The sequence below is a fragment of the Pseudomonas serbiensis genome, from assembly GCF_030580745.1.
Classification (GTDB): Bacteria; Pseudomonadota; Gammaproteobacteria; order Pseudomonadales; family Pseudomonadaceae; genus Aquipseudomonas; species Aquipseudomonas serbiensis.
Genome location: NZ_JAUQOO010000005.1, coordinates 257,125 through 282,455 on the forward strand (window position 1 = coordinate 257,125; position 25,331 = coordinate 282,455).

General features: G+C 58.6%; 24 protein-coding genes. 16 read left to right on the forward strand and 8 right to left on the reverse strand.

Annotated features, from left to right (window positions below):
- Positions 1-338: 338 nt before the first annotated feature.
- Together xthA and Q6A51_RS09150 are read left to right on the forward strand one after the other, a co-directional pair.
- The gene (xthA, locus tag Q6A51_RS09145; RefSeq protein ID WP_201016988.1) at positions 339-1,151 is read left to right on the forward strand and encodes an exodeoxyribonuclease III; all 813 of its coding nucleotides are present in this window, start codon (positions 339-341) and stop codon (positions 1,149-1,151) included.
- A gap of 128 nt (positions 1,152-1,279) precedes the next feature.
- Positions 1,280-2,623, forward strand: coding sequence for a phosphate ABC transporter substrate-binding/OmpA family protein (locus Q6A51_RS09150; protein ID WP_304574623.1), 1,344 nt, complete (start codon positions 1,280-1,282; stop codon positions 2,621-2,623).
- Positions 2,624-2,641: 18 nt separating this feature from the next.
- On the opposite strand, the gene Q6A51_RS09155 is transcribed toward Q6A51_RS09150, so the two are convergent.
- Positions 2,642-3,853 (reverse strand): acyl-CoA dehydrogenase, encoded by a 1,212-nt coding sequence (locus Q6A51_RS09155; RefSeq protein ID WP_304574624.1) that lies wholly within the window; start codon positions 3,851-3,853, stop codon positions 2,642-2,644.
- A gap of 168 nt (positions 3,854-4,021) precedes the next feature.
- On the opposite strand from Q6A51_RS09155, the gene Q6A51_RS09160 reads away from it, so the two are divergent.
- The 3 genes from Q6A51_RS09160 (at position 4,022) to Q6A51_RS09170 (ending at position 6,436) form a co-directional block, all read left to right on the forward strand.
- The gene (locus tag Q6A51_RS09160; protein WP_304574625.1) at positions 4,022-4,960 is read left to right on the forward strand and encodes a LysR family transcriptional regulator; all 939 of its coding nucleotides are present in this window, start codon (positions 4,022-4,024) and stop codon (positions 4,958-4,960) included.
- Between the two features lie 145 nt (positions 4,961-5,105).
- Positions 5,106-5,504 carry a MerR family transcriptional regulator gene (locus Q6A51_RS09165; RefSeq protein WP_201016984.1) on the forward strand — a complete coding sequence of 133 codons (399 nt, stop codon included), beginning with the start codon at positions 5,106-5,108 and terminating at the stop codon, positions 5,502-5,504.
- 32 nt (positions 5,505-5,536) lie between these two features.
- The gene (locus tag Q6A51_RS09170) at positions 5,537-6,436 is read left to right on the forward strand and encodes a hydroxymethylglutaryl-CoA lyase (protein ID WP_201016983.1); all 900 of its coding nucleotides are present in this window, start codon (positions 5,537-5,539) and stop codon (positions 6,434-6,436) included.
- A 315-nt stretch (positions 6,437-6,751) separates the two neighbouring features.
- On the opposite strand, the gene Q6A51_RS27340 is transcribed toward Q6A51_RS09170, so the two are convergent.
- A complete protein-coding gene (locus Q6A51_RS27340; RefSeq protein ID WP_322791246.1) occupies positions 6,752-6,961 on the reverse strand; it encodes a hypothetical protein in 210 nt (69 codons plus the stop codon).
- Positions 6,962-7,143: 182 nt separating this feature from the next.
- On the opposite strand from Q6A51_RS27340, the gene Q6A51_RS09175 reads away from it, so the two are divergent.
- The 7 genes from Q6A51_RS09175 (at position 7,144) to Q6A51_RS09205 (ending at position 16,362) form a co-directional block, all read left to right on the forward strand.
- Complete coding sequence (locus Q6A51_RS09175; RefSeq protein WP_304574626.1) at positions 7,144-8,307, forward strand: isovaleryl-CoA dehydrogenase; 1,164 nt, start codon at positions 7,144-7,146, stop codon at positions 8,305-8,307.
- A 15-nt stretch (positions 8,308-8,322) separates the two neighbouring features.
- Positions 8,323-9,930 carry a carboxyl transferase domain-containing protein gene (locus Q6A51_RS09180; RefSeq protein ID WP_304574627.1) on the forward strand — a complete coding sequence of 536 codons (1,608 nt, stop codon included), beginning with the start codon at positions 8,323-8,325 and terminating at the stop codon, positions 9,928-9,930.
- 14 nt (positions 9,931-9,944) lie between these two features.
- Entirely contained in the window at positions 9,945-10,766 is an 822-nt protein-coding gene (locus Q6A51_RS09185) for a gamma-carboxygeranoyl-CoA hydratase (protein ID WP_201016980.1), read from the forward strand.
- A complete protein-coding gene (locus tag Q6A51_RS09190) occupies positions 10,763-12,727 on the forward strand; it encodes an acetyl/propionyl/methylcrotonyl-CoA carboxylase subunit alpha (RefSeq protein WP_304574628.1) in 1,965 nt (654 codons plus the stop codon). Before Q6A51_RS09185 ends, Q6A51_RS09190 begins: the two co-directional genes overlap by 4 nt.
- Before the next feature lie 470 nt (positions 12,728-13,197).
- Positions 13,198-13,743, forward strand: a complete 546-nt coding sequence (locus Q6A51_RS09195) for a DUF4880 domain-containing protein (protein ID WP_304574629.1) — start codon at positions 13,198-13,200, stop codon at positions 13,741-13,743.
- Between the two features lie 78 nt (positions 13,744-13,821).
- Positions 13,822-14,958 carry a M14 family metallopeptidase gene (locus Q6A51_RS09200; protein WP_304574630.1) on the forward strand — a complete coding sequence of 379 codons (1,137 nt, stop codon included), beginning with the start codon at positions 13,822-13,824 and terminating at the stop codon, positions 14,956-14,958.
- A gap of 99 nt (positions 14,959-15,057) precedes the next feature.
- Positions 15,058-16,362 carry a leucine-rich repeat-containing protein kinase family protein gene (locus Q6A51_RS09205; protein ID WP_304574631.1) on the forward strand — a complete coding sequence of 435 codons (1,305 nt, stop codon included), beginning with the start codon at positions 15,058-15,060 and terminating at the stop codon, positions 16,360-16,362.
- A 19-nt stretch (positions 16,363-16,381) separates the two neighbouring features.
- Here Q6A51_RS09205 and Q6A51_RS09210 read toward each other — a convergent pair whose 3' ends face one another.
- On the reverse strand, positions 16,382-17,086 hold the full coding sequence (locus Q6A51_RS09210) for a YebC/PmpR family DNA-binding transcriptional regulator (protein ID WP_201000415.1): 705 nt from the start codon (positions 17,084-17,086) through the stop codon (positions 16,382-16,384).
- Positions 17,087-17,430: 344 nt separating this feature from the next.
- On the opposite strand from Q6A51_RS09210, the gene Q6A51_RS09215 reads away from it, so the two are divergent.
- Positions 17,431-19,359, forward strand: a complete 1,929-nt coding sequence (locus Q6A51_RS09215; RefSeq protein ID WP_236250119.1) for a type VI secretion system Vgr family protein — start codon at positions 17,431-17,433, stop codon at positions 19,357-19,359.
- Here the strand turns inward: Q6A51_RS09215 and Q6A51_RS09220 are convergent.
- Both Q6A51_RS09220 and Q6A51_RS09225 read right to left on the reverse strand, forming a co-directional pair.
- Positions 19,346-20,119, reverse strand: coding sequence for an enoyl-CoA hydratase (locus Q6A51_RS09220; protein ID WP_201016975.1), 774 nt, complete (start codon positions 20,117-20,119; stop codon positions 19,346-19,348). The two genes, Q6A51_RS09215 and Q6A51_RS09220, sit on opposite strands and share 14 nt — an antisense overlap.
- Before the next feature lie 96 nt (positions 20,120-20,215).
- On the reverse strand, positions 20,216-21,421 hold the full coding sequence (locus Q6A51_RS09225) for an acetyl-CoA C-acyltransferase (protein WP_201016974.1): 1,206 nt from the start codon (positions 21,419-21,421) through the stop codon (positions 20,216-20,218).
- 141 nt (positions 21,422-21,562) lie between these two features.
- Here Q6A51_RS09225 and Q6A51_RS09230 point away from each other — a divergent pair, with 141 nt between their 5' ends.
- Positions 21,563-22,042 (forward strand): LEA/WHy family protein, encoded by a 480-nt coding sequence (locus Q6A51_RS09230; protein ID WP_201016973.1) that lies wholly within the window; start codon positions 21,563-21,565, stop codon positions 22,040-22,042.
- Between the two features lie 3 nt (positions 22,043-22,045).
- Here Q6A51_RS09230 and Q6A51_RS09235 read toward each other — a convergent pair whose 3' ends face one another.
- The gene (locus tag Q6A51_RS09235; protein WP_304574632.1) at positions 22,046-22,972 is read right to left on the reverse strand and encodes a carbon-nitrogen hydrolase family protein; all 927 of its coding nucleotides are present in this window, start codon (positions 22,970-22,972) and stop codon (positions 22,046-22,048) included.
- 83 nt (positions 22,973-23,055) lie between these two features.
- Here Q6A51_RS09235 and Q6A51_RS09240 point away from each other — a divergent pair, with 83 nt between their 5' ends.
- Positions 23,056-23,961: a LysR family transcriptional regulator gene (locus Q6A51_RS09240; RefSeq protein ID WP_304574633.1), complete on the forward strand. Its 906-nt coding sequence runs from the start codon at positions 23,056-23,058 to the stop codon at positions 23,959-23,961.
- A gap of 2 nt (positions 23,962-23,963) precedes the next feature.
- Here the strand turns inward: Q6A51_RS09240 and Q6A51_RS09245 are convergent, their stop codons facing one another.
- Entirely contained in the window at positions 23,964-24,218 is a 255-nt protein-coding gene (locus Q6A51_RS09245) for a hypothetical protein (RefSeq protein ID WP_201000403.1), read from the reverse strand.
- A 255-nt stretch (positions 24,219-24,473) separates the two neighbouring features.
- On the opposite strand from Q6A51_RS09245, the gene Q6A51_RS09250 reads away from it, so the two are divergent.
- Positions 24,474-24,791: a DUF883 family protein gene (locus tag Q6A51_RS09250; protein ID WP_304574634.1), complete on the forward strand. Its 318-nt coding sequence runs from the start codon at positions 24,474-24,476 to the stop codon at positions 24,789-24,791.
- 47 nt (positions 24,792-24,838) lie between these two features.
- Here Q6A51_RS09250 and Q6A51_RS09255 read toward each other — a convergent pair whose 3' ends face one another.
- Positions 24,839-25,195, reverse strand: coding sequence for an SPOR domain-containing protein (locus Q6A51_RS09255; protein ID WP_201016971.1), 357 nt, complete (start codon positions 25,193-25,195; stop codon positions 24,839-24,841).
- Positions 25,196-25,331: the final 136 nt, after the last annotated feature.

The window sequence follows — 25,331 nt, forward strand, 5'->3', positions numbered from 1 at the left end:
CTACTGAGCGTTGTTAAAAACTTCATATGGGCACGGATGCTAACACGACCGACGGGGTGCGCTGGAACACGTCAATAAGTCGAACTTTCAATCCCTTACGTCATTACAGGCGGTAAAACCTGAGGATATGATCAGAAAAAAGCCTGCTTTCGGACAGGCCCCACAATTATTTCGGCTATTTCTACAAAGCCCTGGCGCCAAGGCAACGCACGGATGAGAGTGGATGGCGCCAGTACAGTTCCAGCAATCCATCCAGCGTAGCAGCCGACGGCATGCTGGCCGTAAATCAGCGGGTCGGCTAGCATCGCTTCTTTGCATGAATCCAGGACTGCCGCTTTATGAAAATTGTCTCGTTCAACATCAACGGTCTGCGTGCCCGACCGCATCAGCTGGCGGCGCTGATCGAAAAACATCAGCCTGACGTGATTGGTCTGCAGGAAACAAAAGTCTCCGATGAGCAGTTCCCCCAGGCCGAAATCGAAGCCCTTGGCTACCACGTCCACTTCCATGGCCAGAAAGGCCATTACGGTGTCGCCCTGCTCTCGCGCAATATGCCGCTGGCCCTGCACAAGGGTTTCGAGGGCGATGACGAAGAGGCACAGAAGCGTTTCATCTGGGGCACCTACGCCGACAGCAATGGCCAGCCGGTCACCATCATGAACGGCTACTTCCCTCAGGGTGAAAGCCGCGACCACCCCACCAAGTTTCCCGCCAAGCAACGCTTTTACAGCGACTTGCAGGCGCTGCTGGAAAACCGGTTCAGTAATGATCAGCCACTGATCGTCATGGGCGATGTGAATATTTCTCCTCAGGACTGCGATATCGGTATCGGCCCGGATAATGCCAAGCGCTGGCTGAAAACCGGTAAATGCAGCTTCCTGCCGGAAGAACGCGAATGGATGGAACGTCTGAAGAACTGGGGCCTGGTCGACAGCTTCCGCCACCTGAACCCGGAAGTGGCCGATCAGTTCAGCTGGTTCGACTACCGCAGCCGCGGCTTTGAGGACAGCCCCAAGCGCGGTCTGCGAATCGACCTGATCATGACCTCCACCGGCCTGCAACCGCGCATCAAGGCCGCCGGTGTGGACTACGAATTGCGCGGCATGGAAAAACCTTCGGATCACGCACCGATCTGGCTTGAATTGAGCTGACAAATGCCGCGATGCCGGCTTGCAAGACAAGTCGGCTCACGCAAATCCTGTCCCCCCATCAACCGTCATATTTCAGCAATCTATCTGTCTTATTCTGCCGACACTTTCCGCAATACAAGGTGACGCAGATGCTGCGCGCTCTGCTTTCCGCACTGGCGATCTCTTGCGCCATCCTGCCCGGCATGACCCAGGCAGCGTTGCCCGTTCCGGCGGATGGTCGCCCGGCCCTGCGCATCCAGGGCTCCAACACCATCGATGCGCAACTGGGACCCGAACTGGTCGAAGGCCTGATGCGCCAGCAAGGCCTGCAATCACTGCAAACATTGCCCGGAGCCCAGCAAAACGAAGCCCGCGTGACAGGCATGACGGCTGCCGGGCAGTCCGTCATCACAGAAATTGCCGCTCATGGCTCAGGCACCGGATTCAGTGCCCTTAAGGCTGGCAGTGCCGATATTGCCGCGTCTTCGCGGCCGATCAAGGATCAGGAAGCACTGGATCTGGCGAATCTTGGCGATCTGAAAAGCCCTGAAGGCGAGCAAGTGATCGCCATCGACGGCGTGGCGGTCATCCTGCATCCGGGCAATCCGCTGCGTCAGCTCTCCACCCTGGAACTGGCGCGCATCTTTTCGGGGGAAGTTCAGGACTGGGAAGAAGTCGGCGGCAAGGCCGGAGCGATCCATCTGTATGTGCGCGATGAGAAATCCGGCACGTATGAAACCTTCAAGGAACTGGTCCTGGCCAGAAACGGCAAGACACTGTCGCGTCAGGCCAAGCGCTTCGAGTCCAGCGAGCAGTTGTCCGATGAAGTCAGCAAGGATCGCAACGCAATTGGCTTCATCGGCCTGCCCTATGTGCGTCATGCCAAGGCCGTGGCGGTTGCCGACGGTGATTCAAAAGCGATGCTCCCGACTGTCAGCCTGATTGCGACCGAGGATTACCCGCTCTCAAGGCGCCTGTATCTGTACGTTCCGCCCAAGGTGAAGCATGAATGGGCTCAGGCACTGGTTCAGTTTGCGCAAAGCGCCGAAGGCCAGGACATCGTGGCCCGCAACGGTTTTGTAGCGCAGACCGTTCAGGCCATGAAAGTCCAGGCCACAGCGCAGATGCCCGAGGACTATCAGGCATTGACCCGTCAGGCCGAGCGCCTGTCGGTCAACTTCCGCTTTGCCCAGGGCAGCGCCCGGCTCGACAACAAGGCGAAACTCGACTTGAGGCGCGTGGTGGACTACCTGAAAACCCACGAAAAGCTGAATCAGCAAGTCACTCTGGTAGGGTTTGGTGACGCCAAGAATGACTCGGCGCGAGCCACACTGCTTTCCCGGCTGCGCGCCATGGCGGTACGCCGGGAACTGCAGAAAAACGGCGTGACCTTCCGTGAAATACTGGGCTTTGGCGATGAAATGCCAGTCGCGGGCAACGACGCCGACGATGGCCGGATCAAGAATCGGCGGGTTGAAGTCTGGGTGAACTGAACCCGCGCCCCGGCACACTCACTTCTGCGGCAAGTACTTGCCCAGCTCGAACTTGCCGATTGCCGCACGGTGTACTTCGTCCGGGCCGTCAGCCAGGCGCAGAGTGCGCTGCATGGCATACATGTAAGCCAACGGAAAGTCATTGGAAACCCCGGCGCCGCCATGCATCTGGATGGCACGGTCAATGACTTTCAGAGCCACGTTCGGTGCAACCACCTTGATCTGGGCAATCTCGCTCCTGGCCACCTTGTTGCCCACGGTATCCATCATGTAAGCGGCCTTGAGGGTCAGCAGGCGCGCCATATCGATCTCCATGCGCGAATCCGCGATCCTGTCGATATTGCCGCCCAACAGGCCCAGCGGCTTGCCGAATGCAACGCGACTGGACGCTCGCTGGCACATCAACTCCAGGGCACGCTCGGCCATGCCGATCGAACGCATGCAGTGGTGGATACGCCCCGGCCCCAGACGGCCCTGAGCAATTTCAAAACCACGCCCCTCGCCCAACAAGACATTGCCGTAAGGCACGCGGACATTCTCGAACAGCACCTCGGCATGACCATGAGGCGCATCGTCATAGCCAAAGACCGGTAACGGCCGCACGATTTTCACGCCGGGCGTGTCCGCAGGCACCAGAATCATGGAGTGCTGCTGATGACGCGGGCCGTCGGGACTGGTCAGGCCCATGAAGATCAGGATCTTGCAGCGAGGGTCACAGGCACCCGAGGTCCACCACTTGCGGCCGTTGATGACCCACTCGTCGCCATCGCGCTCGGCGCGGGCCGCCATGTTGGTCGCATCCGAGGAAGCCACATCGGGCTCGGTCATGGCGAATGCCGAACGGATCTCACCACGCAGCAGAGGCTCCAGCCATTGCTGCTTCTGCTCTTGGGTCGCGTAGCGGACCAGCACTTCCATATTGCCGGTGTCCGGAGCCGAGCAGTTGAAGGGCTCAGGCCCGAGCAGCGAGCGACCCATGATTTCTGCCAGGGGCGCGTACTCAAGATTGGTCAGGCCCGCACCCAGCTTCGACTCGGGCAGGAACAGGTTCCACAAGCCTTGTTCTTTGGCCCTGGCCTTGAGCTCTTCCATGATTGCCGTGGGCTGCCAGCGGTCACCTTCCGCCACCTGGCGCTCGAACACAGGTTCAGCGGGATAGACGTAAGTGTCCATGAATGCAGTGACACGCTCGCGCAGTTCCTGCACTTTCGGGGGATAGGCAAAGTCCATGGGCAGCTACCTTCTCAAGGGAATCGAGGTCATGGAAGGATGCTAAAGAACCCATCGGCATTTATCTAATCTATTCTCGGCGTATATAAACATTCATAACCAATATATGATCGAGCCACGCTGCGGCATAAGCAGTGATCCTACAAGAACGACAAGAGGCGCCCTCCAATGAACCTGAGCAAGGTTGATCTCAATCTTTTCATTGTCTTCGACGCCATTTATACCGAAGCCAATCTGACACGAGCCGGCCAGATCGTTGGCATTACCCAGCCTGCGGTATCCAATGCATTGGCGCGACTGCGTGAAACCTTCAACGACCCGTTGTTCGTGCGTACGGCCCAAGGCATGGTGCCTACCCCCATGGCCCAGAACATCATCGGCCCGGTCCGCAATGCCTTGTCACTGCTGCGCGTGTCGGTGCAGGAAAGCCGCATCTTCAATCCGTTGCAGGCCATCAAGAATTACCGCATCAGCATGACCGACCTGACCGAAGCGGTGATCCTGCCTCTGCTGTTCCAGCGCTTACGTCGTCAGGCACCGGCGGTGACCATCGAAAGCTTCCTGTCAAAGCGTCGCGAAACCACCAAGGAACTGGCTGCCGGTCGCCTGGACTTTGCTGTCGATGCACCACTCAATACCGACCCGCAAGTGCGTCACGTCAAACTGATGGAAGACAAATACGTCTGCGCTATGCGCAAGGGCCACCCTATGGCAGGCAAGACAACCCTGAGCCTGGATGATTATCTGGCACAGGCGCACATTCATATTTCCAGCCGTCGCAGTGGCCTGGGGCATGTGGACCTGGCACTGGGCAAGATGGGTATCCAGCGCAAGATCGCATTGCGCTCCCAGCACTATTTGATGGCAACTCAGGTGCTCCAGCAGACCGATATGGTCATGACTGTGCCCGAACGTTTTTCCCGCCGTCACGATCTGCACTACGTTTGCTTGCCCGTCAGTGATGTGCCTGCGGTCGAAACCCATCTTTACTGGCATGAAAGCACTGACCAGGACCCGGCCAATCGCTGGATGCGCGAGCAGCTTATTGAGCTGTGCCAGCGGGTAACGGCGCAGGAAAACAACCCAGAAAGAGAATTAACAACATAACTCAATATACTGATAAATATATATTTTTATCTTTAAGTTAAAGCTATTTCTAGCTTTAGCTTCGCCATCTCACAGCGGCACCGGCTTGACGTATACGTCAAGCCAGCCTTAGGTTACCCCAAAGGTTTCCCCGCCGAGCAAAGCCATGACCAGCCCGACCTACAGCATCTCCGACCTCGCCCGCGAACTGGACATCACTACCCGCGCCATTCGCTTTTACGAGGAGCAAGGCATGCTGAGCCCCGAAAGACGGGGCCTTGAACGCATCTACTCCGCCCGCGACAAAGTCACCCTCAAGCTGATCCTGCGTGGCAAGCGCATTGGTTTCTCCCTTGCCGAATGCAAGGAGTTGATCGAGTTGTATGACCCCCACGGCGGCAATCACAAGCAATTGCACACCATGCTAGGCAAGATCGAAGAGCGTCGCGGCCAGCTGGAGCAGCAACTTCTGGACATCCAGCAGATGCAGCTGGAGCTGGATACGGCAGAGGAACGCTGCCGCGCCGCATTGGATAAAACCCTTTCAGATCAATTATCTGAATGATAAACCTCGACAAAATATGAGGTCCAAGCGCCATGCATTTACCTCAACGTGTTCGCCTGGTGGAGGTAGGCCCCAGAGATGGCCTGCAAAACGAAGCACGCCCGGTCGGCCTCAATGACAAGGTGCAACTGATCGAAGACCTGGCAACGGCAGGACTGAAACATATCGAGACCGGCAGCTTCGTATCGCCCAGATGGGTGCCGCAGATGGCCGACTCCGCCGAAGTCTTTGCCCGTCTTCATCGCCTGCCCGATGTCACCTATTCAGCCCTGACACCCAACCTCAAAGGTTTCGAGGATGCACTGGCGGCCGGCGTTCGGGAGGTAGCGGTATTTGCCTCAGCCTCCGAAGCCTTTTCACAGCGCAATATCAATTGCTCCATCAGTGAAAGCCTGGAACGTTTTCTGCCAGTGATGGCCGCGGCCCACCTGCATGGCATTGCGGTGCGAGGCTATGTCTCGTGCGTGCTGGGCTGCCCTTATGAGGGCAAGGTTTCGCCCCGGCAGGTTTCGTCCGTGGCCAACGAACTGATCGCCATGGGCTGCTACGAAGTTTCTCTGGGCGACACCATCGGCACCGGCACGCCAGGCGCTACCCGGGAATTGTTCAACGCGGTCGCCGGGCAGATTCCCCGCGGCAAACTCGCCGGGCATTTCCATGACACCTATGGCCAGGCATTGGCCAATATCTACGCCAGCCTGCTGGAGGGAATCGGGGTATTCGACAGCTCGGTCGCCGGACTTGGCGGCTGCCCTTACGCCAAGGGCGCCAGCGGCAATGTCGCAACGGAGGATGTGCTGTATATGCTCGGCGGCCTGGGTATCGACACCGGTATCGATCTGGACCTGCTGATCACTGCTGGTCAGCGAATCTGTACGGTGCTGGAACGCCGAAACGGATCGAAAGTGGCCCTGGCCCGCCTGCACATCTGAGAAAGGTCATTGGTCGGCGAGACGGTGCGGCAACTTGTCACAGAGTGTTACCCTCACCACTGATCAGTTCAGTGAAAACGGGTAACACGGAAACATTCAGAGACTGACGGGCCAGCCCATCAGCCTCCGGAACCCCGCCAAAGCCCCGGTTTTAAAGGGCTTCATAAAAACTGGCACGGGTTCTGCTATATCTCTTGTACAACAAGAACAAGAAAACGCAGCAATCCAATAAAAACAATATGTATCGGCTCTGACATAACAAGAACAACACGGACAGAGGCGCAGCTAACAGATTTTTTTGGAGTGGATAGCTTTTCAGAGGCCCTTGTAACCAAGGGTGCTCGCAACCGGACAGAGAATAATAAAACTACCTTCAGGTAGCTCCAGTACTGGTTGGATCGACAAGATAAAAGCCACATCAGCGCTCAAAAAAATACGTTTGCTCTTGATCCCGAATGGGGATCGCTCAAAAAAGATGTGAAGGGCCAGGTCGCCAAAAACAATAAAAGGCCTCCCGAAAAACAAAAAAGAGCATGCAAAGAAACCTTGAAGGGGAGCCCAGGCTCCCCTTCGTGCTTTCCGATATTCAGCTTTACAGCCCTTCTCCTTCCTCTCGCGCCTCCGGCATTGACACTTTGGCAGTTACAGGTTTACGTTAACGTAAAGGTCATAGCCAATCCGCCAAAAATAAAACTGGAGCGCTATTCATGATCTACCCCAGCCTGAACTTCGCCCTAGGCGAAACCATCGACATGCTGCGCGACCAGCTTCAGTCCTTTGTCGCATCCGAACTCTCTCCTCGTGCCGCGCAGATCGACAGGGACAACCTGTTCCCGGCCGATATGTGGCGCAAGTTCGGGGAAATGGGCCTCCTGGGCATCACGGTCAGCGAGGAATATGGCGGCGCAGGTCTTGGCTACCTGGCCCATGTGGTCGCCATGGAAGAAATCAGCCGCGGGTCGGCCTCGGTCGCCCTCTCCTATGGCGCGCACTCGAACCTGTGTGTCAACCAGATCAATCGCAATGGCACCCCGGCGCAGAAAGCCCGCTATCTGCCCGCATTGATCAGTGGCGAACATGTCGGTGCCCTGGCCATGAGCGAGCCCAATGCCGGCTCCGACGTGGTTTCGATGAAGCTTCGGGCTGAGCGGCATGGCGACCGCTTCGTACTCAATGGCAGCAAGACCTGGATCACCAACGGCCCGGACGCCAACACCTATGTGATCTACGCCAAGACAGACCCGGAACAAGCTGCACATGGCATCAGTGCCTTTATCGTCGAGCGCGACTGGAAAGGTTTCACCCGCAGCAACAAGTTCGACAAGCTCGGCATGCGTGGCTCAAATACCTGCGAGCTGTTTTTCGATGATGTGGAAATCCCGGAAGAAAACCTGCTGGGGCCGCTCAATGGTGGCGTGAAAGTATTGATGAGCGGCCTGGATTACGAGCGCGTCGTGCTGTCTGGCGGCCCGACCGGGATCATGCAGGCCTGCATGGATGTGGTATTGCCCTATATCCACGACCGCAAGCAGTTCGGCCAGAGCATTGGCGAATTTCAGCTCATTCAGGGCAAGGTCGCTGACATGTACACCCAGCTCAATGCCAGCCGCGCCTATCTGTATGCGGTCGCCCAGGCCTGCGACCGAGGCGAGACCACCCGCAAGGATGCCGCCGGGATCATTCTCTACAGCGCCGAGCGGGCGACACAAATGGCGCTGGATACCATCCAGATTCTGGGCGGCAACGGTTACATCAATGAATTCCCGGCCGGTCGCCTGCTGCGCGACGCCAAGCTGTACGAGATCGGTGCGGGCACCAGTGAAATCCGGCGCATGCTGATTGGCCGCGAACTGTTCAACGAGACCCGCTGACTTCCGGAGTGTTTCATGACCATTCTGACCAGCCGAATCAATACGCGCTCCCCCGAATTCGCCAGCAACCATGCGGCCCTGCTGGAGCAGGTCAATGAGTTGCGCCGTCTGCTGGCCAAGGTTCATGAGGGTGGCGGCAGCAAGGCACAGGAACGCCACACCTCCCGAGGCAAACTGTTACCTCGCGAGCGCATCAACCGCTTGCTGGACCCTGGCTCGCCGTTTCTGGAAATCGGGCAACTGGCGGCCCATGCCGTCTATGACGAAGAGGTGCCGGCTGCCGGAGTGATCGCAGGCATTGGCCGGGTTGAGGGCGTGGAATGCATGATTGTCGCCAATGACGCAACGGTCAAAGGCGGCTCGTACTACCCGCTAACCGTCAAAAAGCACCTGCGCGCCCAGGCCATCGCCCAGCAAAATCGCCTGCCCTGCATTTATCTGGTGGATTCGGGTGGTGCCAACCTGCCTCGTCAGGATGAAGTGTTTCCGGATCGCGAACACTTCGGGCGGATCTTTTTCAATCAGGCCAACATGAGTGCCATGGGCATCCCGCAGATTGCCGTGGTCATGGGTTCCTGCACGGCTGGCGGTGCCTATGTGCCCGCCATGGCCGACGAAGCGATCATGGTGCGTCAACAGGCCACGATCTTCCTGGCCGGGCCGCCACTGGTAAAGGCTGCCACCGGCGAAGTGGTGAGTGCTGAAGAACTGGGCGGCGCGGATGTGCATTGCCGGACCTCCGGGGTGGCCGATCACTATGCCGAGAATGATGAACACGCCCTTGAACTGGCCCGCCGCAGTGTCGCCAACCTCAACTGGCGCAAGCAGGGCCAACTGAACATCACCACGCCCATTGCGCCCTTGTATGCCAGCGACGAGTTGTATGGCGTGATTCCGGTCGAAGCCAAGCAGCCCTTCGATGTACGCGAAGTCATTGCGCGGCTGGTGGACGGCTCGGTACTGGATGAATTCAAGGCCTTGTTCGGTACCACGCTGGTCTGCGGCTTTGCCCGGCTGCATGGCTATCCTGTCGCGATCCTCGCCAATAACGGCATCCTGTTCGCCGAAGCCGCGCAGAAAGGCGCGCACTTTATCGAGCTGGCCTGTCAGCGCGGCATCCCGCTGCTGTTCCTGCAAAACATCACCGGTTTCATGGTCGGCCAGAAATACGAAAGCGGCGGCATTGCCAAGCACGGCGCCAAACTGGTGACCGCTGTAGCCTGCGCCAGAGTACCCAAGTTCACGGTGATCATCGGCGGCAGCTTCGGGGCCGGAAACTATGGCATGTGCGGTCGCGCCTATGACCCGCGCTTCCTGTGGATGTGGCCCAACGCCCGGATCGGTGTAATGGGCGGCGAACAGGCTGCAGGCGTGCTGGTGCAGGTCAAGCGTGAACAGGCCGAACGCAGCGGCCAGACCTTCAGCGAACAGCAACAGACCGAACTGAAACAGCCGATCCTCGATCAGTACGAGCATCAGGGGCACCCTTACTACTCCAGCGCCCGCCTCTGGGACGACGGCGTCATCGACCCGGCCCAGACCCGCGACATTCTGGCCCTGGCGCTTTCGGCCTCGCTCAACGCGCCCATCGAACCCACTACTTTCGGCCTGTTTCGCATGTAACCAGGGGATAGACCATGACGCCCTTCACCACCGTGACCCTGATCGACGACCCACGCGGCTTTGCCACTCTCTGGCTCAATCGCCCGGAAAAGCACAACGCCTTCAATGCGCAGATGATTCGCGAACTGATCCTGGCCCTGGATGAGGTGCAGGCCAATGCCAGCCTGCGTTTCCTGCTGATTCGCGGCCATGGCAAACATTTCAGCGCGGGTGCCGACCTGAGCTGGATGCAACAGGCAGCGGATCTGGACTACAACACCAATCTGGACGATGCCCGGGAACTGGCCGAACTGATGTACAACCTGGCCAAACTGAAAATCCCCACGCTGGCCGTGGTCCAGGGCGCGGCATTTGGCGGCGCACTGGGCCTGATCAGTTGCTGCGATCTGGCGATTGGCGCGCAAGAGGCGCAGTTCTGCCTGTCAGAAGTACGGATCGGCCTGGCTCCTGCGGTCATCAGTCCGTTCGTGGTCAAGGCCATCGGCGAGCGTGCAGCGCGGCGTTACGCCCTTACCGCCGAGCGTTTCGATGGCTTGCGCGCACGAGAGATCGGCCTGCTTGCCGAGTGTTACCCGCTAGCGGAACTGGAGGGCGAAACCCAGCGCTGGATCAACAATCTGCTGCTCAACAGCCCCCACGCCATGCGCGCCAGCAAAGATTTGCTGCGCGAAGTCGGCAGCGGCGAACTGACGCCATCCCTGCGCCGTTACTGCGAAAGCGCCATTGCCAGGATTCGCACCAGTGCCGAAGGCCAGGAAGGTCTGCGGGCCTTTCTGGAAAAACGCCAACCCTATTGGCAGACACCTGCAGACAAACAGAAGGACTCGCAATCATGAATGCCCCGGCCAAGCCTGTTCTGACCACGCTGCTGGTTGCCAACCGGGGCGAAATCACCTGCCGCATCATGCGCACCGCCAAACAATTGGGGCTGACCACTGTCGCAGTCCACAGCGCCATCGACCGGGAAGCACGTCATAGCCGTGAAGCGGACATTCGGGTGGACCTTGGCGGGAGCAAGGCAGCAGAAAGCTACCTGCAAATCGAAAAACTGATCGCCGCCGCCCGATCCAGCGGTGCCCAGGCAATTCATCCGGGTTATGGCTTTCTGTCCGAAAGCGCCGAATTTGCCCGCGCCGTTGAAAACGCCGGGCTGATCTTCATTGGCCCACCCGCTTCAGCCATCGAGGCCATGGGCAGCAAGTCCGCCGCCAAATCCTTGATGGAAGCTGCCGGCGTCCCGCTGGTGCCCGGCTATCATGGTGCCGCCCAGGATCTGGACACCTTCCGCGCTGCTGCCGAGCGGATCGGCTATCCCGTGCTGCTCAAGGCCACCGCAGGGGGCGGCGGCAAGGGCATGAAAGTTGTCGAGAAAGCCAGTGAGCTGGCCGAGGCACTGGCTTCGGCGCAACGTGAAGCTCAATCCTCGTTTGGCGACTCGCGGATGCTGGTGGAAAAGTACCTGCTCAGGCCGCGTCATATCGAGATTCAGGTTTTTGCCGACCAGCATGGCCATTGTCTCTATCTCAACGAACGCGACTGCTCGATACAGCGTCGCCACCAGAAAGTCGTCGAAGAAGCACCGGCTCCCGGTCTGAGCCCGCAATTGCGTCAGACCATGGGTGAAGCCGCCGTTCGGGCAGCCCAAGCCATTGACTATGTGGGCGCAGGCACCGTGGAGTTTCTGCTGGACTCACGGGGCGAGTTCTTCTTCATGGAGATGAACACCCGCTTGCAGGTCGAGCATCCGGTCACCGAGTTCATCACCGGGCTTGACCTGGTGCAGTGGCAGATCCGCGTCGCTCGTGGCGAAACACTGCCACTCACCCAGGAACAAGTCCCACTGAACGGGCACGCCATCGAAGTGCGCCTGTATGCTGAAGATCCGGAAAACGATTTTCTGCCCGCAACCGGCACCCTCAACCTTTATCGTGAACCTCTTCCCCGCCACGGCCAGCGTATCGACAGCGGCGTGAGCGAAGGCGATAGCATCTCGCCGTTCTATGACCCCATGCTGGGCAAACTGATTGCCTGGGGCGAGAACCGGGAAGAAGCACGCCTGCGCCTGCTGACCATGCTCGATGAGTTTGCGGTGGGCGGCGTGAAAACCAACCTGACCTTTTTGCAACGCATCATTGGCCATCCGGCCTTTGCCGCCACCGAGCTTGATACCGGCTTTATCCCGCGCTATCAGGAACAATTGCTGCCGTCAGTCGATGAGCTGGCCGACGAGTTCTGGCAGGCCGCTGCCGAAGCCTTCATCCAGAGTGAGCCTTCACGGATTTGTGCGGCAGAGCCTTGCTCGCCATGGTCTGCAACCACGGGCTTGCGACTTGGGCTGCCCAGGCAGATCGACCTGCATTTGCAGTGCAAAGCCCGGACCAAGGTTGTCCAGCTACGCCACAGCAGCGAAACGCTGATGACATGGGCCGCAGACCGGTTGATCGTCGAGTGCAACGGTGTCCGTCATCAGCATCTGGCAATCCGCCAGGGCGATACGCTTTACCTCAAATGGCAAGGCGAAGTACACGCCATCAGGCGCATGGACCCCATCGCCGCCGTCAACGCCAGCCACACCCAGCAAGGCGGCTTTACCGCCCCCATGAACGGCAGCATCGTGCGGATACTGGTCGAGGAAGGCCAAGCGGTTGAGGCAGGCGAACAACTGGTGGTACTTGAGGCAATGAAAATGGAGCACAGCATCCGTGCAGCGCAGGCAGGAGTCATTAGCGCCCTGCACTGCCGTGAAGGAGAAATGGTCGGTGAAGGAGCGTTGCTGGTGGAAATGCAGGATTCGTAGGGACGCGCTTGCCCACAAGGCTATCGCCCGGATCGGAAACCGGAATAACGGCAGGATTATTTATTTCAATGGATGCAGGAAAAACATTTGACTTGCAAATGATAATGATTATTATTGCATCAGCTGGTCGCGAGACTGGCGGATAACCCAGGAGTCTTAGGTCGACTCCCGGATTATCTCCTCATCAGGCTAATCACGGTTTTTGACCCGGCTTTTTGCCGGGTCTTTTTTTGGTTTTTTTTCGCTGCTTCAGGCTAATGAAGTCTTTATGTATCTGAATGGCGCGGATCATAGCAAAACAATATCGAACGGGGTCATAAATTTTAGCTCCAACTTTCATTAAAAATAGTAATTGTTGTCACTTTTCACTTGAGAATGATTCTCGTATTCACTAATCTGACCACCAGTCACGGATGACACCCCTCACCTCACAAGGATGATTTCCATGGAAGATCAGCGAGCGATACATCATGAGTAGCCAGCTCTCGCCTCTATTGCATCTGCCCACACGGCAGCCCGATGTTCCCGTAGCCCCGCATGCCGCCGAGCTGAGCCGCAGCCTGGGCAAACTCTCGCGCCGCCGCCAACGGATATTCCTGCTCAGCCGCCTTGATGGCATTTCCTACGTCGAGATCGCCGCTTTTCTGGAAATCGATCTGGAAAAGGTCGAGCGCGCCATGTTCCGGGTGCTGCAACATGCTCACAAACATGACGACAGCCCGGCAGACTTCCCCGGCGACCTGGCTCAGGAGCAGGCCAACCGCTGGTATGTTCACCTGCAAAGCCCGGCCACCACTGCCAGCCAGCGCATCGAGTTCCGCCACTGGCTGGATGCCGATCCGGCACACCTTGCGGCCTTCCAGACCAGCGAACGCCTGTGGCGTCGCCTGCAAGCACCCGCCGCCCTGCTCGGCAGTTCAGGCTGGCATCGCCGCAAACGCCGCGCGTATCTGGGATGGTGTCTGTTCACCGCATTCGTATGCGGCCTGGTGATGACGGCCGAAGCGTTTTCCTGAGCCGCCGATAGCATTCAACTCGTCATAGAAGCTATCGAACGGTGTAAAGTACGGGCCTTACGCACACAGGAATACACCGTGGCCCTCACCATCCGTGCCGACTTCGACAGCGGCAATATTCAAGTCATCGATGCCAGCAATCCGGCCCGGATCGAACTGGCAATTGCGCCTGACACCCAAAGCGCCCATTTCCAGTGGTTCCACTTCAAGGTCGAGGGCCTGAATGTCGGCCAGCCACACGGCTTCAGCCTGACCAACGCCAGCGGGTCCACCTTCAATCGTGCCTGGAGCGGCTATAACGCCGTGGCCTCCTACGATCACAAGACCTGGTTTCGCGTCCCTTCCAGCTTCGATGGCAAGGCTCTGAACTTCAGTATTTCGCCCACCGCGCCGCAAATCTGGTTTGCCTATTTCGAGCCCTATAGCCGCGAGCGCCATGACTGGCTGATCGAGCAGGCGCTGGAAAAGGCAGGCGCCCGCCTGCTGGCGACCGGCAAAAGTGTCGAAGGCCGGGACATTCAACTTCTGCGCCATGGCAATGGCGATGAAGGCAAGCGCAAGGTATGGATGATTGCCCAGCAACATCCTGGCGAACACATGGCCGAGTGGTTCATGGAGGGCCTGATCGGACGCCTGCAAGAACAGGACGATCCGGTCATCAAGCAACTGCTGGACAGCGCGGATCTGTATCTGGTGCCAAACGTGAACCCGGACGGCGCATTTCATGGCCACTTGCGCACCAACGCGCAGGGCAACGATCTGAACCGCGCCTGGCAGAACAGCACCGCAGAAAAAAGTCCGGAAGTCTTTTTCATCCGCCAGCAGATGGAAAAATATGGCGTGGACATGTTCATCGATGTCCATGGCGATGAAGAAATTCCTTACGTCTTCACTGCCGCCTGCGAAGGCAATCCGGGCTACACCCCACAACAACAGCAACTGGAAGAACATTTCCGTCGCCGCCTCAGTGAAATCACCGTCGACTTTCAGACACGGTACGGCTACCCCCGCAGCGCACCCGGCCAGGCCAATATGACTCTGGCATGCAACAGCGTTGGAGAACGCTTCAAATGCTTGTCCCTGACCCTGGAGATGCCGTTCAAGGATAACGACAACGCCCCGGATGCCAATACAGGCTGGTCAGGCAAGCGTTCCGGCCAGTTGGCCAGGGATGTGCTGACCGTGACCGCAGAAATTGCGCCGACCTTGCGCTGACCACACAACTCGGTAGGAGCGAATTCATTCGCGAAAATGTGCACTTCATGCCGCTTTCGCGAATGAATTCGCTCCTACGCATGTGACTGAAAATTACCTATGCATACCCTTGAAGACCTACGTTCCGGCAAGCTGGCGGGCATCACACGACTCGATCTGTCCTGTGGCCTCACCGAGTTTCCACCGGAAATATTCGATCTGGCCGACTCGCTGCAAGTGCTCAATCTCAGCGGCAATGCCCTTGATCGCCTGCCCGATGACCTGAGCCGGCTCAAGCACCTGCAAGTACTGTTCGCATCCGACAACCCGTTCACCGAGTTGCCGGAGTGCATTGGTCAGTGCCAGCAGTTGCGCATCGTCGGTTTCAAGGCCAACCGGATCGGCCATGTTCCGGCCAAGGCACTGCCGCCGCGCCTGCGCTGGCTGATTCTCACTGACAACCGGATTCCGTCGCTCCCGGAGGAACTGGGGCAGCGGCCTGAGCTGCAAAAACTGATGCTGGCGGGTAATCAACTGCGCAGCCTGCCTGCCAGCCTTGCCAATTGCCACCAACTGGAACTGATCCGCATTGCCGCCAACCAGCTTGTGGAACTGCCAGACTGGTTGCTTCGCCTGCCCGCTCTTGCCTGGCTGGCTTACGCAGGCAATCCGCTGTGCCCTGCACGCGAAGAGCAATCCATCCGACAGATTCCATGGCCACAACTGAGCATTCAGCAACGTCTGGGTGAAGGAGCCTCCGGAGTTATCCAGCAAGGTGCGTGGCAGAACGAAAATGGCAACGAGCCGGTGGCCATCAAGCTCTACAAGGGCGATGTCACCAGTGACGGATCGCCGCACAATGAAATGGCGGCCTGTATCGCTGCGGGCAGTCACCCGAATCTGATCGAGGTCCTGGGCCAGGTTACCGGGCACCCGGACGAACAACTGGGTCTGGTGATGCAACTGATTGCGCCCGACTTCGCCAATCTTGCGGGGCCGCCTAGCCTGGAGTCCTGCACACGGGATATCTACCCGCCCCAGACTCGCTTCTCGCCCGCCACGCTGCTGCATCTGGCGGGCTCAATCGCCTCGGTCACAGCGCATCTGCATGCCTGCGGGATTACCCATGGCGATCTTTACGCCCACAACATTCTGCTGCGCAGCAATGGCGACAGCTTGCTGGGGGATTTTGGCGCAGCCTCATTCCACCCCTCCTTCGAGCAGGGCGTGGCGCTGGAGCGCATAGAAACACGGGCTTTCGGGATCTTGCTGGGGGAATTGCTGGAGCGTTGCGATACAAGGCCGCAGGACGGGCCGCTCATGGAGCGCTTACAAGCGCTGCAAGAGCGATGCATGCACGCCGAAGTCGGGAAACGACCGGCACTGCAAGAGGTGTGTCAGCAGTTGCAAGCGTGGGCTGTCTGAAACAGCCCACGCAGCCTGATCAGCCTGCCAGACCTACATAAACGTTCTGCACGTCGTCATGGCTGTCGATCGCTTCAAGGAAGGCTTCGACTTCAGCCATCTGCTCGTCGCTCAAACCGTCGACGGTGCTTTTCGGGCGATAGCCCAGTTGCGCCGATTGCACGGTAAAACCGAACTCGGGCAGTTTCTTGCACACGGCATCCATGTCGGTGGGCTCGGTCAGGAACAGGGTGGCGCCCTCTTCACCGGCTTCACAATCCTGAGCGCCCGCTTCGATGGCGGCTTCATCGGGATCGGCATCCGGCGAAACCGGTACGGCTTCGATCATGCCCTGATAGAGGAAATCCCAGGAAACCGAACCGGCAGCGCCCAGTTGCCCCTTGCGGAACAGCACGCGGATTTCCGAAACGGTGCGGTTGATGTTATCGGTCAGGCACTCGACGATGACCGGAACCCGGTGCGGGGCAAAGCCTTCGTAAGTCAGGCGCTCGAAGTTGACGCTTTCGCCCAGCAGGCCCGCGCCTTTCTTGATGGCACGCTCCAGGGTTTCACGAGGCATGGAGGCCTTTTTCGCCTGCTCGACCACCAGTCGCAGACGCGAGTTCATATCCGGATCGGCACCTGCGCGCGCAGCGATCATGATTTCCTTGGACAGCTTGCCAAAAACACGCCCCTTGGCGTTGGCTGCCGCTTCTTTATGCTTGACCTTCCACTGTGCGCCCATGTTTGCTCTCTTGATCCGATTGCGCCTTGCCGCCTGGCTTGCCAGGCAAGCAGGCCGCAGGAATGGCAAAGCGCTGAAAAATGGTTACCGATAATGACGCGCCTGAGACGCCGGGCGCATTTTATACGCGATGGCGCCATATGAAACCCCTGAATATGCGTCATTGATCGAACGACAGCTCTGCGTGGCTCTGAATTCCGTACTGGCAATTACCAGGATCACGCCTTGGCTTGTAGTCCTTTTCTGAAAAAACCAGCAACGATGCCCTTGAGGCTTTGCATTTCGTACCCTTCGCAGCCTGAATTTCATGGTGAGAGAGCCAGCGAATGTGCGAAGACCCGCAAATGCCCATATTTCTGGCGATTGCCGACTGCCAGATGGATCTGCATGTCATCAGCTTTACCGGCCTGGACGCCTTGAACGAAGTGTATCGTTTCGACATAGACCTGATCTGTAGCGACCCGCACCTGGATTTCGCCAGCCTCTTGAAACGTGACGCCTTCCTGAGTTTCGGACCGCAGCAAGAAGGCGTACATGGCCAGATATTCCACGCCAGCCAGCCATATGCTGGCACTTGCCTGAGTCATTACCGGGTCAGCCTGATGCCACGCTTGCAGATGCTTGCTCAACGCCAGCAGCGGCGCGCCTATCAGGACCTCAGCGCTCTCCAGTTGATTGCCCGGCTCCTTGAGCAGCATGGCATTGAAGAAGATGCCTGGCGTTTTGAAACCATCGGCCTGTATCCGGCCCGTCCCTTGTGCGTGCAATACGATGAAAGCGATCTGCACCTGCTGCAACGCTTGTGCGAAGAAGAAGGTATTCACTTTCGCTTCGAGCACAGTATTACAGGCCATCGGCTGGTGTTCTCCGACGATCCGGCCCGCTTTCCAGAGCAACCACAGCCGATGCGGTTCAGGGCGCATGATGAGCAGGCCTCTGCAAGGCCTGCCATTACTCATCTGACCGAATGCCTGTCGATCTTCCCCGGTTACAGCAGCCACAGCGCACACCGGGATGGAGCGATTGCGCTTGCTGCATCGCAACACATCGAGATCGAGAAGAGCCACGGCATCAACCAGCCCTTCGAGGAGTCCATCGCCTCTCGCCCCATGGACCATGACGAAGCCTTTCAGCGGCAGCGCAGCGCCCGCAGGCTGGAGCGCCTGCGTTGCGAACGACGGCACATCACGGGATGCAGCGATCAACCTGCATTGTGCAGCGGTCAGGTCATGCAAGTGCTCGATCATCCCGAGCCGACGCTCAATGATCACTGGCTGTTGACCGAGGTCGAGCATACGGGCATGCAGCGTCATCTCATGGAGGGCTACGATCCCCACGATATCGCCGCCATCGTCAACACCTCGATGTCCTCCTGCGCAAATACGCTCGATGACGGGTATCGCAATAGTTTCCGCGTCATACCCTGGGCCATGCCCTTTCGCCCGCCACTCAAACGCGCCCGCCCGATGGTCAGCGGTTATCACACGGCAACCCTGATGGAGGCTGGCGAAATCGATGAGCAAGGTCGTCTGCCCATCCGCTTCGACTGGCAGACGATTGCACAGCCCTCGCCCAATACCCGCCGCTGGCCCATGGCACGCATTGCCCGGATCGACGAGTCAGGTTTCGACAAGGTACAAGCCGGAGCCAGGGTATTGATCCGCCATCTGCACAATGACCCGGACCAACCCGTGATCTGTAGCCTGCTACCGGGCAACGAGGTCAATGCCCAGCCACGCATCCAGCTCGACGGCACACCCCTGGCCCCTGATGCAGGGAGCATTTGCCTGGGTAGCGGGCAACACTTGCACATCGATACCCGAGAGGACCTGATCCTGCATGGCGCACAAGGCGCATTGCAGATAGCCCCGCAAGGCATTTCCATCATCGGCCCGCGAACCATGAAAGCCTCGCCGCCCGAACAACAGGACAGTTGCGTAGTGACACTCACCGACCTGCGCCTGACACAAAAGCCGGGCCTGCAGGGCGCGCCGCTGGCAAATTGCACCTGGTACATCGTGCGCATGCCCAAACCCGGCCTGGAACATCTGGCCCATATCGAACCCGAGGACTTTCTGTTCGAAGGCAAGACCAATGAATGGGGCTATCTCGGGCTGAGCCAGGAACAGTTACAGCAACTGGCGGCGCACTACAGGAAAACGCCCGGCAGCCTGTGCCTGATACACCCCGGCCAATGCATCAGGCTGCAGGATTACGTCCAGCAGAACTGGACCGAAGAGCAACGCAAGGCGTTTGTACTCAGCGGCCCTTGAAGCTGGCCGCACGCTTTTCGATGAAAGCCTGCATGCCTTCTTTCTGGTCTTCGCTGGCAAAGACGGCATGAAAGATCCGGCGCTCAAAACGGACGCCTTCTGTCAGGCTGACCTCAAACGCACGGTTGACGCTTTCCTTGACCATCATCGCCACCGGCAGGGATTTATCGGCAATCACGGCAGCCACCGCCAATGCTTCGTCGAGCAGTTTCTCGGTTGGCAGAATCCTTGCGACAAGGCCTGCGCTCTCGGCCTCGCGGGCATCCATCAAACGACCGGTCAGGCACATTTCCATGGCCTTGGCCTTGCCCACTGCACGAGTCAGGCGCTGAGTGCCTCCCATACCGGGCAGCACGCCCAGATTGATTTCAGGCTGACCGAATCTGGCGTTTTCAGCCGCCAGAATGAAGTCGCACATCAGGGCAAGCTCACACCCGCCACCCAGCGCAAAACCCGCCACGGCAGCAATGATCGGCTTGCGCCGCGACGCAATCCGGTCGCTTTGCGCGAAAAGATCATCGAGATAGATCTGCGGATAGGTCAGTTCGGCCATTTCCTTGATATCAGCACCGGCAGCAAAAGCCTTGCTGGAGCCGGTAAGCACGATGCAGCCGATATCCGGACTGCGTTCAAACTCGTCCAGAACGTCATTCAGCTCATCGATCAGTTGAGCATTCAAGGCATTGAGCGCCTGCGGGCGATTCAAGGTAATCAAACCGACCCGGCCTTTGATCTCTCTTAGAATTGTCTCGTAACTCATTGTTATTCCTCCGTAGGAGCCAATTCATTCGCGAAAGGACCGACAGAAACTGGTCGTTTGAAATACCTTCGCGAATGAACTCGTTCCTACCTCGTATTACATCAATTCAACCGCCACAGCAGTCGCCTCGCCACCGCCGATACAAATTGCAGCCACACCGCGCTTGAGCTGTTTGCGGCGCAATGCCGCCAGCAAGGTGACGATGATCCGCGCACCCGACGCCCCCACCGGATGCCCCAATGCACAGGCACCGCCACTGATATTGACCTTCTCGTGATGCAGTTCGAGACGACTCATGGCCACCAGCGGCACCACTGCAAAGGCCTCATTGATCTCGAACAGGTCCACATCATCCACCGACCAGCCGGTCTTGGCCAACAAGCGGGTAATCGCCCCTATCGGTGCAGTAGGAAACAGGCCGGGAACGTCGGCAAAGGCGGCATGGGCATGAATCTTCGCCAACGGGGTCAGGCCACGACTCCTGGCTTCGGATTGACGCATCAGCAACAGGGCTGCGGCCCCGTCGGAGATGGAACTGGAATTGGCGGCAGTGACCGTTCCGTTTTCACGAAATGCCGGCTTCAAGGTGGGAATCTTTTCCAGACGCGCCTTGGGCGGCTGCTCGTCGTGACGAATCCATTTCTGCTCCTTGCCCACCGTCACTTGCAGAGGAACGATTTCTGCATCGAAGTAGCCTTCGGCGATAGCCTCCTGAGCGCGAGTCAGAGAGGCCATGGCAAAGGCATCCTGCGCCTCACGACTGAAACCGTTCAACTGGGCGCACTCCTCGGCATAGGTGCCCATCAACCGACCAGGTTCATAAGCATCCTCAAGGCCGTCGAAAAACATGTGGTCCAGCACCCGCCCATGCCCCATCCGGTAGCCACTGCGCGCACGATCCAGCAAGTAAGGTGCGTTGGACATGCTTTCCATGCCGCCAGCGATGGCCACGCTGACACTGCCGGCGAGCAGCAGGTCGTGAGCCAGAATGGCAGTCTGCATGCCGGAGCCGCACATCTTGTTGACCGTTGTGCATAAAGCCGAAGTGCTCAAGCCCGCACCCAGAGCCGCCTGACGTGCGGGAGCCTGGCCAAGCCCGGCCGGCAGCACACAGCCGAACAGCACTTCTTCGATATCCTGCGGATCAATACCCGCCCGCTCGACAGCAGCACGAATGGCCGCCGAACCCAGTTGCGGTGCGGTAAGGCTTTTCAAATCCCCCTGAAAGCCGCCCATGGGCGTACGTGCGGCGCTGACAATGACGACGGGGTCTTGGGCAGAGGTGGTCTTCTCGATGGACATGGCTGATTTCCAGAGTACTGTTGTTATTGGAATAGCAGAAATCATCGACTTTTGTAGATTCCGAGGCAAAGGTCGCAGCAGGCGAATCTCTTGCAGAGCCTGCGGTCTGAGCCAGTATCGCCATTTTTGGGGAGTCCCCGGATGCCATCACGCACACTGCGCAGCCTGCTCGCCAGCCTGTTGATTCTGACCTTGAGCGGCTGTGCGCTGTTTGCCGGTCGCGACCCGGTCAATATCAATGTGGTCGGCATCGAACCCTTGCCCGGTCAGGGTCTGGAAATGCGCATGGCAGTCAAGTTGCGCCTACAGAACCCCAATGAAACCGCCATCGACTACAACGGTGTGGCACTGGACCTGGAAGTGAATGGCAAGCTGCTGGCCTCCGGTGTCAGTGACCAGCAAGGCAGTATCGGACGGTTCTCTGAAACCGTGCTGGTGGTACCGGTGAGCATCTCGGCCTTCTCAGCGCTGCGCCAGGCCGTTGGCCTGACGCAAAGCCAACGCCTGGACAACCTGCCCTACACCTTGAGCGGCAAGCTGGCGGGCGGTGTATTTGGCACCGTGCGTTTCAGGGACAGCGGCACCCTGAGCCTGCCGCAGCCCGCCGCTGGCGACTGGTAACACTCAGCCTGTGATAAAACGCACGCCGGGCTTCGGGCGCTCATCCACGACCAGCTCAAAAACATCAGGCCGCGCATAGTGCCCCACCACATCGAAGTCATAACGGGCCTTGACCAGTTCATCGACATCGATTTCAGCCACCAGCAGCCCGGTTTCACCCACCAGCGGCCCCGCCAGCACATCCCCCATCGGCCCGACAATCACGCTACCGCCATTGATCAGCGGGCGATCGGCTGGCCAGTTGGCAACATCGATCCCCAGCGCTTGTGGCGATGGCTGCACCTGGCAGGCACTGATGACGAACATCCGGCCTTCATGGGCGATGTGACGCATCGAGCATTGCCATATCTCCCGCTCATCCACGGTCGGCGCACACCAGATATCCACGCCCTTGGCATACATGGCGGTACGCAGCAGCGGCATATGGTTTTCCCAGCAAATAGCCGTCCCCAGGCGACCGGCACGGCTCGGCACCACTGGCAGGGTCGAGCCATCGCCCTTGCTCCAGATAAGCCGCTCGGTCCCGGTCGGCATCAGCTTGCGATGCCTGGCGACCAAGCCGCCTTCGGGCTCGAAAAGCAGTGCCGTGCAATACAGGCTGCTGCCGGAGCGCTCGATCACGCCCAATACCAGACTCGCTCCCGTACGCGCCGACATCTGCGCAAGTGCCCGGGTTTCATCGCCCGGCACATCGATGGCGTTCTCGAAATAGCGCGCAAATGCTTCACGCCCTTGCGGCAGGCGGTAACCCAGTTGAGTACCGAAGGTTTCCCCCTTGGGATAACCGCCCAGAAGTGCCTCGGGCATGACCACGACACGGGCGCCGGATTCGATGATGGCCTGCTCGTAGGAAAGAATCAGTTCCAGGGTGTCTGACTTGCCACCCGGCAATGCGCCGATCTGTAGGGCTGCAACGATGGACTTGAACATGGCGAGACTCCTCTGGCTATTGATGTTGCCAATTCTCGGCTGGCCGCCCAACATTGATAAACCCCATCTCAATGCTTAATGATATGAACAGCATGAATATCAGCACCATCGATCTCAATCTGCTCAAGGTCTTCGAAGCCCTGCACGATGAGTCCAGCGCCAGTCGGGCAGCACTGCGCCTGGGCGTGACGCAATCGGCCATCAGCGCGGCCTTGCGCCGTCTGCGGGAGTTATATGGCGATCAGTTGTTCGTCCGCACCGGGCGAGGCCTGGCGCCGACCTTGCGGGCAGATCAGCTCAAACCGGTGGTCACCGACGCCCTGAACAAATGCCGGCAGAGCCTTGCCATGGTTGCGCCGGTGCCCGGCCACTACGAAGGACGTTCCGTGGTGACAGGCCTGTCGGATGACTTTGAAATGGCATTGGGCAAACGACTGATGGCTGCAATCCGGATTCGCGCGCCCGGGCTGCGCCTGATTTTCCGTCAGACCCACAGCCAGATCGTCGCAGCCGCCCTGCTGGAGCGCACTATCGATCTGGCGATTGCCTCTGGCGGGTTTGCCAACCGCTTGCTGACCCGGCGGGTATTGGGTGAAGGCGATTATTCGTGTCTGGTGGACCCGGCCAGCCTGAGGCCCGGCCAGACGACCCTGAGCATCGAGGAGTTCATCGAGCGCGAACAGATTCTGATTTCATCCGGCGGGCTGATCGGCATGGTTGATGAACGGCTGGCCAGCATGGGCCTTGACCGCCGAGTGTGTGCATCGACCACGCATTTTGCGGCATTGCCTTATCTGCTCAAGGGCACACAGGCACTGTCCACCATTCCCACTCACGCAGCACAGGCAATTGCGCAACTGACCGACCTTGCCTTGTTGCCTTGCCCGCTGACGATGCCGCGCTATCCGATAGAGCTTGGCTGGCGTACCGGCACCCTGCCCGATCCGGCTGTCGATGCCGTACGCGAGGCAATCATCGAGCTGTTCTGAATTTACTTGGCTGCCGCCATGAGGCGATTCACTTCACTGCGGACCATGTTGGCGTATTCCGGCGGGCTCATGGCATCCAGTTCAGAACGAACCCATTCCGACCACTTTCCCTTGCGCTTGGATCTTTCACCCATCAGGCGAGCCGCTTCACCTTTGGCCTTGCCCAGGTTGCTCTGCCAGAGTTCGAACAAACGGGACTTCTCATCCTCAATGGCAGCGCGTTCGGGGAGAGACCGGTTGGCCAGATTGAAACTCATAGCGTTCACCTACTACCTACGACTAAAAACGGCTGCATCTTACACCCTGGTCCTTCGCGAATGAATTCGCTCCTACAGTTTTTGCAGCGTGAAGGCTGTGCAGGAGCGAATTCATTCGCGAGGCGGCATACCAGGCAGTGAATCTTTTATGGGGTGTACCGTGCCCTTCGCGAATGATGACTTGTGCAATTGCAACTTTCCGCAACACTGAGGACTCCATTGAGGAACACTGCCATCAACTGAAAGGAAAACATCATGGCTCGTAAAAACGCTGCGCAAAGTACTGCCGATCAGATCAAGGATCAGGCATTCAGCGAATTGCAGGCTCTGATCGAAGAATCAGACAAACTGCTCAAGGACAGCGCTGCACTGGTAGGCGAAGAAGCGGAAACCCTGCGCGCCCAATTGAGCCTGAAGCTCAAACAGGCACTGGAATCGGTTTCCAGCGTGCGTGATCGCACAAAGCCTGTGGTCGAAGCGACTGAAACCTATATTGGCGGGCATCCATGGCAGACCGTGACCATTTCTGCCGGATTCGGTCTGGTGGTAGGGCTGTTGCTGGGACGTCGCTGATTCACACCAGCGCGGCCCGTCAATACGGGTCGCGCTGGCTCAACGCATTACTGATTACGCTCGATGACAACCGGCGCAGCCAACCGGTGAGACTTGGCAACCTTGGCCAACAGGCCGACTCGCTGCTCTTCTGCCTGCTCGGGGCTCTGGAACGGACCAATCAACAACTGCTGCTTGCCGTCGATGGTGACCACTACCGGCGCATAGCTACGTTCGAGCAACCAGGCACTGATATCGCTGACCGCCTCTTTGGAGTTCATCTGAATGAACCACTGCGGAGTCGACACCTGTGGAGCCTGAGCTGTCGGCTCGGCCTTGTCGCGGGCCGATGGCCGAGAGTTTCCTGCATCGCATCCGGCCAGCACCAACGTCAGCGCTGCCATAATCATTACCGTCTTGCGCACGTAAGTCTGCTCCTCGTCTGAAGTGGCGCGAGTCTAGCATTACTGCCTTCGGGTTTGAGGCGCTGTGTCGAGGTGACGCAGGGTGGTCTTGCACCTCTCGACGCCCTGTTCGCCGCTACAGGGCTGGCTGTGCATG